12 protein-coding genes are annotated in these 12,228 nt (G+C 73.5%); 5 read left to right on the forward strand and 7 right to left on the reverse strand.

The window, feature by feature from the left end; genetic code table 11:
• Positions 1 to 480: 480 nt before the first annotated feature.
• Positions 481 to 849, reverse strand: coding sequence for a helix-turn-helix domain-containing protein (locus tag ACFQS1_RS39720; protein ID WP_378978104.1), 369 nt, complete (start codon positions 847 to 849; stop codon positions 481 to 483).
• A 168-nt stretch (positions 850 to 1,017) separates the two neighbouring features.
• On the opposite strand from ACFQS1_RS39720, the gene ACFQS1_RS39725 reads away from it, so the two are divergent.
• Positions 1,018 to 3,255, forward strand: a complete 2,238-nt coding sequence (locus ACFQS1_RS39725; protein WP_378978106.1) for a HelD family protein — start codon at positions 1,018 to 1,020, stop codon at positions 3,253 to 3,255.
• A gap of 76 nt (positions 3,256 to 3,331) precedes the next feature.
• The gene (locus ACFQS1_RS39730) at positions 3,332 to 3,964 is read left to right on the forward strand and encodes a TetR/AcrR family transcriptional regulator (protein ID WP_378978108.1); all 633 of its coding nucleotides are present in this window, start codon (positions 3,332 to 3,334) and stop codon (positions 3,962 to 3,964) included.
• Positions 3,965 to 4,031: 67 nt separating this feature from the next.
• Here the strand turns inward: ACFQS1_RS39730 and ACFQS1_RS39735 are convergent, their stop codons facing one another.
• Positions 4,032 to 4,802, reverse strand: coding sequence for an SDR family NAD(P)-dependent oxidoreductase (locus tag ACFQS1_RS39735; RefSeq protein WP_378978110.1), 771 nt, complete (start codon positions 4,800 to 4,802; stop codon positions 4,032 to 4,034).
• A gap of 21 nt (positions 4,803 to 4,823) precedes the next feature.
• On the reverse strand, positions 4,824 to 5,576 hold the full coding sequence (locus ACFQS1_RS39740) for a M23 family metallopeptidase (protein WP_378978112.1): 753 nt from the start codon (positions 5,574 to 5,576) through the stop codon (positions 4,824 to 4,826).
• Positions 5,577 to 5,658: 82 nt separating this feature from the next.
• Between ACFQS1_RS39740 and ACFQS1_RS39745 the strand changes: the two genes are divergently transcribed.
• Together ACFQS1_RS39745 and ACFQS1_RS39750 are read left to right on the forward strand one after the other, a co-directional pair.
• Entirely contained in the window at positions 5,659 to 6,168 is a 510-nt protein-coding gene (locus ACFQS1_RS39745) for an ArsR/SmtB family transcription factor (protein WP_378978114.1), read from the forward strand.
• 73 nt (positions 6,169 to 6,241) lie between these two features.
• Positions 6,242 to 8,044, forward strand: a complete 1,803-nt coding sequence (locus ACFQS1_RS39750) for a diguanylate cyclase (RefSeq protein WP_378978116.1) — start codon at positions 6,242 to 6,244, stop codon at positions 8,042 to 8,044.
• Here ACFQS1_RS39750 and ACFQS1_RS39755 read toward each other — a convergent pair.
• On the reverse strand, positions 8,028 to 8,609 hold the full coding sequence (locus tag ACFQS1_RS39755) for a glycerophosphodiester phosphodiesterase (RefSeq protein ID WP_378978118.1): 582 nt from the start codon (positions 8,607 to 8,609) through the stop codon (positions 8,028 to 8,030). The two genes, ACFQS1_RS39750 and ACFQS1_RS39755, sit on opposite strands and share 17 nt — an antisense overlap.
• 4 nt (positions 8,610 to 8,613) lie before the next feature.
• The gene (locus ACFQS1_RS39760) at positions 8,614 to 10,050 is read right to left on the reverse strand and encodes an MFS transporter (RefSeq protein ID WP_378978120.1); all 1,437 of its coding nucleotides are present in this window, start codon (positions 10,048 to 10,050) and stop codon (positions 8,614 to 8,616) included.
• A gap of 54 nt (positions 10,051 to 10,104) precedes the next feature.
• Here ACFQS1_RS39760 and ACFQS1_RS39765 point away from each other — a divergent pair, with 54 nt between their 5' ends.
• Positions 10,105 to 11,292: an NAD(P)/FAD-dependent oxidoreductase gene (locus ACFQS1_RS39765; protein WP_378978122.1), complete on the forward strand. Its 1,188-nt coding sequence runs from the start codon at positions 10,105 to 10,107 to the stop codon at positions 11,290 to 11,292.
• A gap of 48 nt (positions 11,293 to 11,340) precedes the next feature.
• On the opposite strand, the gene ACFQS1_RS39770 is transcribed toward ACFQS1_RS39765, so the two are convergent.
• Positions 11,341 to 11,826, reverse strand: a complete 486-nt coding sequence (locus ACFQS1_RS39770; protein ID WP_378978124.1) for an alpha/beta fold hydrolase — start codon at positions 11,824 to 11,826, stop codon at positions 11,341 to 11,343.
• Between the two features lie 37 nt (positions 11,827 to 11,863).
• Positions 11,864 to 12,228, reverse strand: a 365-nt coding sequence (locus ACFQS1_RS39775; protein WP_378978126.1) for a (Fe-S)-binding protein, incomplete at its 5' end; no start/stop codon positions are given.

The following is a 12,228-nucleotide window of genomic DNA, read 5'->3' on the forward strand; positions in this document are numbered from 1 at the left end:
CGCCAGCCCGGCCGTGCGCCAGCCCGGCCGTGCGCCAGCCCGGCCGTGCGGCAGGTGCTGCGGGCGTGCGGCCGGCAGCAGCCCCGGTGCCGGCCGAAGCAACGTGGCGGCCGACAGTCCAGGTGGCCGCAAGGCGGTACTAGCAGCGTGGACAACGCGGACACGCGGCGGACCGCTGCGAACGGACGCCGGCCCGGGGACGGTCAAAGGCGGCTGACCGCCGGGCGGCCACGGCGCGCTGCAGCCTGGGCGGCCACGAGGGCCACGAAGCGCGGGCGGCCACGGGGCACGGGCGGGCGCCGGGCGGGCGCCGGGCGGGCGCCGGGCGGGCGCCGGGGCGCGGGCGGCGCGGTCACGAGGACGTTGGGCAATGGTGCGGCCACGGAGCGCCTGCCGGTCGGCAGTTGAGGGACCTGGGCCCGCGGCGGCGGGCGGCGCGGTGGCTGGTCAAACGTGCACGGTCGACGCCGGCCGGGATGGTCAGGCGGCCATCAGCATGGCGTCGCCGGTGCGGTGTATCGGCGGCGCTGCTCGGGTGGCGGGTGCGATCGAGGTGATCGTGGCCAGCCGGAGGCGGACGACGTCGGCTGGGACTCGGTCGAAGGCCAGCTCGTGGCCGACCTCGACGACCAGCTCGGAGAGCTCGACGCCCAGGGCTTCGCAGACCGCGGCGAGGATCTCGGAGCTTGGCTCCTTGCGGCCGCGCTCGACCTCGGAGAGGTATTGCACCGAGACGGCGGCCTCGCGGGCCACCTCGGCCAGCGTGCGGCGCTGCTCCTGCCGATGGCGGCGCAGCGTCTCGCCCACCACCGTGCGGAGCAGGGGCCGGGGCCGGACGTTCTCAGTCATGGACCGACCCTACTGACCGGGGCGTGGGTGCCATAACCCCGTTCCGCCACGAGCGTAGAAGGGAGGGCGTCGTGCCCGTTCGCCACCCTAATTGTAGCCGCCGGCCGGGCCGTCCGAATCGTCGCGGATGCTGATTTCTGGGGGCTGAACAGCACATATGCTCGGGTCGTGCCGGATGTCAGAATGCTGGAGATCGCCGCCGAGCAGGAAGTCGTCGACCGGGTGTATGCGCGGCTCGACGTGTTGCGGGAGGGGGCCGGCGCGCTCGCCCGCGAAGGGCACCGCCGGGCCGCGGCGGGGCCGGCCACCGGGCTGGTCGAGCGGGACGCGCTGGTGCACCGGGCCGCGACGCGGCTCAAGGCGCTCGACGCCGAGGAGGAAGGGCTGGTCTTCGGGCGGCTCGACTTCGACGACCATGAGACGTACCACATCGGACGGCTCGGGGTGCGGGACGGCACCGAGCCGCTGCTCATCGACTGGCGGGCGCCGGCCGCGGCGCCGTTCTACCGGGCCACCACCGGCGACCCGCTCGGGGTGGTGCGCCGCCGGGTGATCATCTGCCGAGGGCAGCAGGTTCTCGACCTCGACGACGACATCCTCGCCGAAGCCGAGGCCGAGAACCGCGGCGACCTCCGGGTTCTCGGCGAGGGGGCGCTGCTGGCCGCGTTGCGACGCTCGCGCGGGGCGCACATGCGCGACATCGTCACCACCATCCAGCGCGAGCAGGACGAGGCGATCCGGGCGCCCGCCGGCGGCGTCACGGTGATCACCGGCGGGCCGGGGACGGGCAAGACGCAGGTGGCGCTGCACCGGGCCGCGTACCTGCTGTACACCGACCGGGGGCGCTTCACCGACGGGCGGATCCTGGTGGTCGGGCCGTCGACGGTGTTCACCAGCTACATCAGCCGGGTGCTGCCGTCGCTGGGCGAGGACAGCGTGCATCTGCGCGCGATCGGCGAGCTCTTCGACGGGGTGGTCGCGACCCGCCGCGAGCCGGCCGCGGTCGCTGCCATCAAGGGTGACGAGCGGATGCTGGGCGTCCTCGGCGAGCTGATCTGGCAGACGCCGCCGGAAGCCCCAAGTCAACTGCGCATGGTGTACGCCGGGCAGGTGCTCAAACTCGACGCCGGCGATCTGGCTCGGGCGCGACGGACGGTCCGCGCCAAAGCCGGCAAGCCCAACGCCGCCCGCCGTGCCGCGGCGGCGGCCCTGATCGGGGCGCTGTGGTCCAAGGTGGACGGCGAGCATCTCGAACGGGAGCTGTTCATCGACGAGATCGCGGGACGGAGCGAGTTCCACGATTTCCTGTTCGCCTGGTGGCCCGCGCTGACCCCGGAGGATGTCCTCGGGTGGCTCGCCGACCCGGCGCGAGTGGTGGGTCTGGACGCCGGCGCGGCGGCCACGCTGGCCGCCTCGTACGGGAAGGAATTTGCCGTTGATGATGTGCCCCTGCTCGATGAACTGGCCGGGCTCCTCGGCGAACCGCCGGTGGCGACCCGGACCACCGAGCCGGAATGGAAACTGAGGGAGCTCTCGACCGGGACCCGCACGGTAAACACCTTCGTGCTCTCCTGCGGGCTGCGGGACGGCTGGGAGCTGTACGCGCCGGGCCACCCCACGCCGATCGCGGTGGCCGGCCCGGGCATCGACAACGACGCGGTGGTGGCGGCGCAGCGGTGGGCCGAGATGGTCATCCTGCGCGAAGGGCACAAGGTCGTCGGCTGGACCGACGGCTACGACCCGCACGGCGAGGACGGCTACGTGCCGCGGCTGGCCGAGCCGCTGCCCGTGGAGGAGGCCGACGACGGCCCGGCCGAGGAGCCGTACCTGCACGTGATCCTGGACGAGGCGCAGGACCTGTCGCCGATGGAGTGCCGGATGATCGCCCGCCGGGCCGAGCACGCGTCGATGACCGTTGTCGGCGACCTCGGCCAGGCGACCCACCCCCTGGGCGCGGGCTCGTGGCCGGCGCTGGTCGCGCGCCTCGGCAAGCGGGAGTCGCGCACGCTGGAGCTGAACACCGGCTACCGGGTGCCGCAGGCGATCACCGATTACGCGGCCCGGTACCTCGCCCCCGGCATCCCGCCGACCCGGTCGTATCGCCCCGGCGGCGACCTGGTCATCCGCCAGGTCGACGACCTGGACGCCGCGGTGCGGGACGCGCTGGCGGAGGTGCCCGCCGAGGCGACGGCCGCGGTGGTCGCGGCCGACGGCGCCACCCTCTCGGCCGATTTCCTGCCGGCCGGGCTGGTGAAGGGCCTCGAGTTCGACCACGTCATCGTGGTGGAGCCGGCCGACATCGTGGCCGCCGAGCCGCGCGGCCGGAGCAGGCTGTACGTCGTGCTGACGCGCGCGGTCGCGAGCCTGACCGTGCTGCATCGCAAGCCGCTGCCGCCCATTGCGTGACTTGCACCGGGTGGCGGCGCGAAGCCGGGGCGACCATGCTGCACCGTGCGCCGCTGCCGGCCTTACAGTGACCGTGATGAAGCCGCCGCCCAACCTGCGTCAGCAGCGCAAGGAAGAGACGCGCGCCCGGATCGCCGCCGCGGCCATGGGACTCTTCGCCGAGCGGGGGTTCGAGCGGGTCTCCGTCGCGGAGGTCGCCGCGGCCGCCGGCGTCACCGAGAAGACCGTCTTCAACCACTTCGCCACCAAGGAAGACCTGGTCTACGCCGGGGACCACGCCTTCGAGGCGGACCTGCTCGACGCGGCCCGGTCGCGGACGCCGGGCTCGTCGGTGCTCGACGCGGTGCGGACGTTCCTGCTCGAGAGGTACGCCCACGGCGGGCAGAGCCGGGCCGCCACGCTCGCGGTTCTGCTGGCCGAGAGCCCGGCGCTGCGGGCGCGCGAGCGGGAGATCCTGGCCCGCTACGCCGACCGGCTGCGCGACCAGATCGCCGCCGAGATCGGCGCGCGCCCCGGCGATCTGCGGCCCACCGTCGCGGCCCAGGCCATGATCGCGGTGCACCAGGCGGTGATCGCCGGATACCGCGACGGCCTCCTGGCCGCCGAGCCCGCCGCGGCGGCCGAGCACGCCGAGCTGGATCAGCGGATGCGCCGCGCGGCCGAGGAGGCGTTCGAGCTGCTCGCGGGCGGCCTCGCCGACTGGCCGTAGCGAACGACGCCCGCCCGCCGTGCAGGACCCAAGCCGCGCCGGTGGGCAGCCGCGCGGCGGTTCCGGCTCAGGCGAAGGTGGGTGTGCCGGCCAGCAATCCGCCGTCGATGACCAGCGTGCTGCCGGTGACGAAGGCGGCCTCCGGCGCGCACAGCCAGCGAATCGCGGCGGCCACCTCGTCGACGGTGCCCAGTCTCTTCGCCGGCACCGCCCGGGCCACGTGCTCGCGCGCGGCCGCGCCGGCGCGGTCGAGCTGTTCGGTGTGGATCGGGCCGGGCGCGATCGCGTTGATCCGCACGCCCTGGGCGGCGTAGTCGAGCGCCGCGCTCTCGGTGAGCCCGATCAGCGCCCGCTTGGCCGCGACGTAGCCGGCCAGGCCGGCGAGCGACCGGAGGCCGGCGGTGGAGGCGACGTTGACGATGGCTCCGCCGCCGGTCGCGATCATCGCGGGGATCTCGCTGCGCATCGACAGGAACGTGCCGCGCAACGTCACCGTGATGGCGGCGTCGAACTCGTCCGGCGGGACCTCGGCCAGCGGCCGCGGCCGGGACCCGTGCGCGGCGGCCGCGTTGACCGCGACGTCGAGCCGGCCGAACTCGCCGACCGCCCGGCCGACCATCGCCTCGGTCGCGCCGCTCTCGCTGACGTCGGCCGGCAGCGCGATCGCCGTGCCGCCGGCCGCGGCGATCTCGTCGCGGACCGTGGCCAGGCGCTGGGCGTCCCGCGCGACCAGGACCACCGATGCGCCGGCCGCCGCGAACGCCCGCGCGGTGGCAGCCCCGATGCCCCGGCTCGCGCCGGTCACCAGGACCACGTGCGCTCCCCCGTCGATCGTCACGCCGCGCCTCCCCTCGTTTCGTTACAGTGACTGTAACGAACTTTCCGGCGCCAGCAAAGCGCCGTTGCACGGCACGCCCCCGGCGAAGTCGAACGGCAGCCCGGCCGCGAAGGCCGGCCGCGGGTGGTCCATCAGTTGGAAATGCAGGTGGGGCTCGCTGGAGTTGCCGGAGTTGCCACACCGGGCCAGTTCCTGCCCGGCCACCACCCGGTCGCCGGGCCGGACCGTCGCCGAGTGGCGCCGCAGGTGGGCGTAGAGCGCGTAGCGGCCGTCACCCAGATCGACCACGATGTGGTTGCCGACCACCCGGCCGGCGCCGAGGAACTCGCGGACCATGCCCTCGGCCAGCAGGTAGAGCAGGGCCGGCAGCGAGGTGCGACTCCGGTGGTCGCGCTGCCACTGGGAGACCCGCACGACCCGGCCGGGCGCCGCCGCGAGCACGGGCCGGCCGAACCCGGGGAACTCGGCCGCCCGGCGGAACCCTCGCGGCCGCGAGAACCCCGGAGGATCGAAGACCAGATCTATCGCGTACGTCTGCCCGTACGCGTGCAAGCCGTGACTGGGCACGCGGCTCGCCGGGCTGTTCAGCGCGCGCCACCGGCCGCGGACCGGCGGCTCGACCAGCAGCGGCTCGGCGCGCACCCGGCCGACGAAGGCATAGAGAGCCATCGCGCCGCCCAGCGCGGGCAGCACCACCCACCAGGCGAGGTCGTAGGGCAGGACCGACTGGCCCAGAATCGCCAGCAGGACAAGGAACAACAGAGGCAGACGCACACGGGCGACCAGGCGGGCCACGATTCCTCCCGAGGGACTAGACTTCGGAATTACGTACTTCCAAAGTAGCGGAGGATGGCTCGTGACCCAACCCGACGAGGAACTGGCCGCGAGATTGGCACGGATCGAGCGGCGCCTCGACGCCCTGGAGGCCCCAGCGCCCCGGCCGGCGCCGGTCACCGACGACCCCGACCAGTTCTGGGCGCTCCGGCAACTGCGCGCGCTGGCGTCCGAGCCCGGCGCGGTGCTGTTCACCGGGCTGGTCGACCTGCCGGGCGGCGCGCACTACGAGTGGCAGGAGGGCAGGCCGGCCGAGGCCGTGCTCGAGTCGGACTGGGCCGAGCAGGCGCCGGTCCTGGCGGCGCTGGCCCACCCCGCGCGGGTGCGGATCCTCCGCGAGGTGCTGCGCGGGGCCGGCTCGGCCGCCGAGCTGCAGGCGATCGACGGCATCGAGAGCACCGGCCAGCTCTACCACCACGTGCGCCAGCTGACGGCGGCCGGCTGGCTGCGCACGACCGGCCGCGCGCAGTACGCGGTCCCGCCCGAGCGCATCATCCCCCTTCTCGTGATCATGGCGTGCGCCCAGCGCTGACGACAAGGCAATCCTCAGATCTCCGGGGGCCGGACCGATGGAGGGTGGTCAAGGCCCTCGATCTGGAGAACCGATGCCTGCTGCCGCACGCGTACGACCGTGGCGTGACCCGGTCGTGGCCGGTCTCGGCGTCTGGGCTCTCGCCACCGCCCTGTGGTTCCTGGCCGGCGGGGCCGGCCCGCGCACCCAGGTGCTGGTCACCTGGGTGTCGATGCCCCCGCTCGACCTCGCCCTCTTCGTGCTGTCCCGCCGGGCCGGCCGGGCCGCCGCCGGGGCGCCCGAGCGCCGCTTCTGGCGGGCCATGGCCGTGGCCGCCGCGATCTTCCTGGCCGGCGACCTGAGCCAGGTCGCGGCCACCCTCGCCCGGGGCATGCCGGGCACGATCGCCCCGATCGCCGTGCAGTCGGCCGCCTCGGTGCTGGGCACGCTGGTGGTCGTGGCGGTGGCCCTCACCTACCCGATCGGTGTCGTGTCGGGCGCCGCCCGGCTGCGCTTCGCCCTGGACTCGGCGACCGTGCTCACTGCGGCCGGGGTCCTCTCCTGGTGCCTGCTGTCCCGGCCCGCCCTCACAGTGGCCGGCTCGGCCGGCTTCGCCACCGCGATGTTCGGTTTCGCCGTGCTCATGGTGGGCGTCTTCGTCGGGATGCGGCTGGGCCGCTCGGGGCAGAACCCGCTGCGCGGACCGGCCGCCGCCACCATGATCGGCGCCGCCGTCGTCCAGAGCCTGACCAGCATGGTCATTCCCTCCGGCGTCCGGGACGACCTGGTCGCGGTGCGGGGCTTGCTGGTGCTGCTGCCCTGCTTCCTGGTCGCGGCGGCCGCCCGCCTGCACGAGCGGAACCCTGGGGCCCCGCGGCCGAGCAACCGGCGCCGGCGGTTCAGCATCCTGCCGTACGCGGCCACGACGGCCGTCTTCGGCGTGCTCGCCGACGCGCTCCAGGAGGGCGACAGCAGGCGCCGCTGGGTCGCGGTGACCGGCCTGTTCGTCAGCTTCGTGCTGGTCGCGGCGCGGCAGTCGCTGGCGCTACGGGACAACGGCCGGCTGCTGGACCGCCTGGACGAACAGCGCAACCGGCTGGAGTCGCTGCTGCGGCACTCGTCGGACATCACCTCGATCTGCGACGCCGCCGGCCGCATCCGGTACGTCACCCCGGTCGTGCTCGAGGTGCTCGGGCACCGGCCCGAGGACATCGACGGGATCCGGCTGACCGAGCTCGTCCACCCCGACGACCAGGTGAAGCTGGAGAGCCGGCTCGGCGTGCTGTTCGGCGGGCCCGGCGCGCAGATCCGCTACCAGGCGCGGTTCCGGCACGCCGACGGCTCGTACCGGTGGATCGAGGTGGTCGCCGTCAACCTGCTCGAGGAGCCCGGCGTGCACGGCATCGTCAGCAACGCCCGCGACATGACCGAGGCGCGCGCCGCCCGCGACCTGCTGGAGCACCAGGCCACCCACGACGCGCTCACCGGGCTGGCCAACCGGCGCCTGCTCACCGAGCGGATGCGGGAGCTGGCCGGCGGCCAGGCCGCGATGCTGCTGATCGACCTGGACGGCTTCAAACCGATCAACGACCGGTACGGGCACGCGGCCGGCGACGAGGTGCTGCTGCACGTGGCCGAGACCCTGCGCGGCTGCAGCGCCGCCGGGCTGCCGGCCCGGCTCGGCGGCGACGAGTTCGCCGTGCTGCTGCCGGGCGCCGACCTGACCACGGCCGAGCGGGTGGCCGCCCGGTTCCGGGACGGGCTCTCGGCGCCCGCCCTGATCGCGGGCCGGCCGGTCGCCGTGCGAGCGAGCGTGGGCTGCGCGGCGGGACCGGTCGACGACGGCCTCCTGCACCGGGCCGACCTGCAGATGTACAAGCTCAAGCGAGCCGGCTGAGCAGCGAGAGGTCCTTGCCGACCACCCCGGTGACGCCGAGGCGCTCGGCGCGGGCCAGGTCGGCCGCCGTGTCCACCGGCCAGGCCAGCACGACGTCGGTGGCGCGGCGCAGCTCGGCCACGACCGGCGCGGTGAGCAGGCGCAGCCGGACCGAGACGCCGTCGGCCGGCGCGCGGCGCAGGCGGGCGCGCAGCCGGGCCAGCTGGAGCCGGTTGGCGGCGGAGAGGATGCGCCGTACGTTCGGGTCGCCGGCGAACGCGTCGAGCATGGCCCACTGCTTGGTGCAGACCGCGACCGGCGGCCCGTCGCGCACCGCCTCGGCGACCCGCGCGGCCAGACCGGCCGAGCGTCCCTTGAGGTCGAGCAGCAGGCGCGGCTCGTCGCCGGCGGCCGCGAGGATCTCGTGGAGCAGCGGCGCCGCGGCGCCGCGGCGGGCCCGCCCGTGGCGTACCTCCAAAGCGTCCCGCCGCAGCCAGACGTCCGCCTCGACCAGGTCGACGCCGGCCGCCAGGGCGGCCCTCAGGCCGGTGAGCGAGTTCCCGGCCCGATGGGCCACCGCAAGCATGCGATCAAGTCTGCTCCGTCGCGGTCAGCGGTGTCGCGATGTCCTCCAGGCTGCGCCGCTCGGCCTTCACGCCGAGCACCGCCTCCACCAGCCCGCCGGCGATCATCACGATGGCGCCGATCACGAAGGCGAGCACCGTGTCGCCCACCTTGCCGGTCCCGACCAGGTTGGCGAAGATCAGCGGCCCGCTGATGCCGCCGACCGCGGTGCCGATCGCGTAGAAGAACGCGATCGCCAGCGCCCGCGTCTCCATCGGGAAGATCTCGCTGACCGTCAGGTAGGCCGAGGACGCGCCGGCCGAGGCGAAGAAGAGCACCACGCACCAGCAGGCCGTCATGGTGGTCGCGTTCAGCGATCCCTGGCTGAACAGCCAGGCGGTCCCGAGCAGGAAGATCCCGGAGAGCACGTACGTCCCGGTGATCATGATCTTCCGGCCGATCGAGTCGAAGAGCGGCGCCAGCAGCAGCGGCCCGGCGAGGTTCCCGACCGCGATCACCGCGAAGTAGTAGCCGGTGTTGCCCGACGGCACCTGGAAGAACGTCTGCAGGATCTGCGCGTACCCGAAGGTGATGGCGTTGTAGAGGAACGCCTGCCCGATGAAGAGCGCGAACCCGAGGGCCGCCCGCTTCGGGTACTGCTTGATCAGGGTCTTGGCGATCAGGCCGAACCCGATCGACTTGCGCTGGTGGATCTCGATGGTCTGGAGGACCGGCTCGAGCTCGACGTTGTCCTCCCGCTCGACCTCCTCCTCGACGCCGCGCACCAGCGCCTCTGCCTCGTCGGCGCGGCCGTGGATGAACAGCCAGCGCGGGCTCTCCGGCACGTGCCGGCGGACCAGCAGGATCACCAGCCCGAGCACCACGCCCATGCCGAACGCCACCCGCCAGCCCCAGCTCACCGGGAGCTGGGTGAGGATCGGCACGGTGAGCAGCGCGCCGAACGCCGCGCCCGCCCAGTAGGTGCCGTTGATGACCAGGTCGATGCGGCCGCGGTGCTTGGCCGGGATCAGCTCGTCGATGGCCGAGTTGATCGCCGCGTACTCGCCGCCGATGCCGGCGCCGGTGACGAACCGGAACAGGAAGAACCACCACGGGTCGAACGACAGCGCGGTCATCGCGGTGCCGAACAGGTAGACGGCCAGCGTGATCAGGAACAGCTTCTTGCGGCCGTACCGGTCGGTCAGCCAGCCGAAGAACAGCGCGCCGCAACAGGCGCCCAGCACATAGATCGCGGCGCCGAGACCGGTGACCTGGCTCTGGGTGATGTCCAGGCCACTGCCGGGCTCGGAGAGCCGGCCGGAGAGGTTGCCGACGATCGTCACCTCGAGGCCGTCGAGCACCCACACCGTGCCGAGACCGATGACGATCATCCAGTGCCACCGCGCCCAGGGCAGCCGGTCGAGCCGGGCCGGGACGTCGGTACGGATCGTTCCCAGGGACATGAGATCGCGTGTGCCCTCTTTTGGGAGATCGCAATCATCGACCACGATGGCCGGATGACCGATTCGACATATGACGTCATCGTGGTCGGGGCCCGCTGCGCCGGGTCGCCGCTCGCGATGCTGCTCGCCCGCCACGGATACCGGACGCTGCTGGTGGACCGGGCGACCTTTCCGAGCGACACGGTGTCCACTCATGTCGTCCATCCGCCGGGCGCGGCGGCGCTGCGCCGCTGGGGCCTGCTCGACCAGGTCACGGCGACCGGCTGCCCGCCGGTCGGGCGCTACTCCTTCGACTTCGGTCCGGTCACGCTCGCCGGGGCGCCGGGCACGAGCGATTCACCGTACGCGTACGCGCCGCGCCGCACGCACCTCGACAAGATCCTGCTGGACGCCGCGGGGGCGGCCGGCGCCGAGATCCGCGAGGACTTCGTGGTCGAGGAGGTGCTGGCCGACGACGGCCGGGTGACCGGGATCCGCGGCGCCGGCGGGGTGACCGAGCGGTCCCGCGTGGTGGTCGGCGCGGACGGCCGCAACTCGATCGTGGCCAAGACCGTGGGGGCGGCGGCGTACGAGGAGGTGCCGCCGCTGACCGTCGGCTACTACTCGTACTGGAGCAACCTGCCGACCGACACGTTCGAGGCGTACAGCAGGCCGGGCCGGGGCTGGGCGGTGTGCCCGACCAACGACGACCGCACGCTGGTCATCGGCGGCTGGCCGCACGCCGAGCTGGCCGCCCATCGCGACCACGTCGAAGAGACCCTGATGGAGATGTTCGCGTCGGCGCCGTCGTTCCTCGAGCGCATCCGCGGCGCCACCCGGGAGGAGCGGCTGGTCGGGTCGTCGGTGCCCAACTACTTCCGGGTTCCGTTCGGCCCGGGCTGGGCGCTGGTCGGCGACGCCGGGTACAGCCGCGACTTCATCACCGCGCAGGGCATCACCGACGCGTTCCTGGACGCCGAGGAGCTGGCCCGCGCGCTGGACGAGGCGCTGAGCGGTCGCGCCCCCTACGCCGAGGCGCTGGGCGACTACCAGGCCCGGCGCGACGCCCGGGCGATGCCGGTCTATCGGATGACGCTGGGCATCGCGTCGCTGCAGCCGCCCGACGAGCAGATGGCCCAGCTGGTGTCGGGGATCGCCGGCAAGCAGCCGGCCATGGACGCGTTCGCCCGCCTCAACTCGGGGGCGACGTCGCCGGCCGAGTTCTTCGCGCCGGAGAACGTCGGCCGGCTGCTGGCCTCATAGCAGCGTCCGGATCTCGGCGCCGCACAGCATCGTCCGGGTCTCGGCGCGTCACAGCAGCGTCCGGATCTCCGCCGCGAAGCCCTGCGGGTCGGTCAGGTGCAGCATGGAACCCGACCGGCCCACGCTTCGCAGCACCTCGTCCTCGATGCCCTGCTGATCCTCGTCGAAGGTGAGCACGCATCGGGTGGCGTACGCGTCGGCGAACGCCAGAGCGAGAGCCGCCGACGCGCCGTGACCCACCACGATCGGCGCGCGGAGCAGCCCCAGGCCGGTCACCAGGCGCTCGAGGTCACGGGCCAGACGCTCGGTCGAGCAGTCGTCGCGGGGCGGGCTCTGGCCGTGCCCCGGCAGGTCGGGGGCGATCACCGTGCAGCTCGCCGTCGCGATCAGATCGGCGGCGAGCTGCCACCACACCGTGCGGTCGTGTGGCTCGTCGTGCAGCAGCAGCACCGGGCGGCCGAACTCTCCCCACCGGTCGTAGACCAGCAGGCTTTTCGGGCTTCCGGCGACGTGGGTGGAGCGGAGGGGGCGCATACCGTCATCAACTTCCTTGGCGGGAGGTTGGCGACGGCTATACCCCCAGATCAAGCCGTTGAAGCAGCACGGTGGCCACATCGACGACCTGGACGTCCTCCGGCGCGCCCTGCGTGGTGACCCCATCGCCGATCATCGTGGCACAGAACGGGCAGCCGACCGCGATGGTCTTGGCGCCGGTCGACAGCGCCTCCTCGGTGCGTTCGATGTTGATCCGCTTGCCGATCTTCTCCTCCATCCACATCCGGGCGCCGCCCGCGCCGCAGCAGAACGAGCGCTCGCGGTTGCGCGGCATCTCGGTGATCTCGCCCAGCAGCTCGCGCGGGGCGTCGAACACGCGGTTGTGCCGGCCCAAGTAGCAGGGGTCGTGATACGTCACGTCGCTCACCGGCTCGACCGGCG

Source organism: Paractinoplanes rhizophilus (assembly GCF_042664765.1).
In the GTDB taxonomy this organism is placed as follows: domain Bacteria; phylum Actinomycetota; class Actinomycetes; order Mycobacteriales; family Micromonosporaceae; genus Actinoplanes; species Actinoplanes rhizophilus.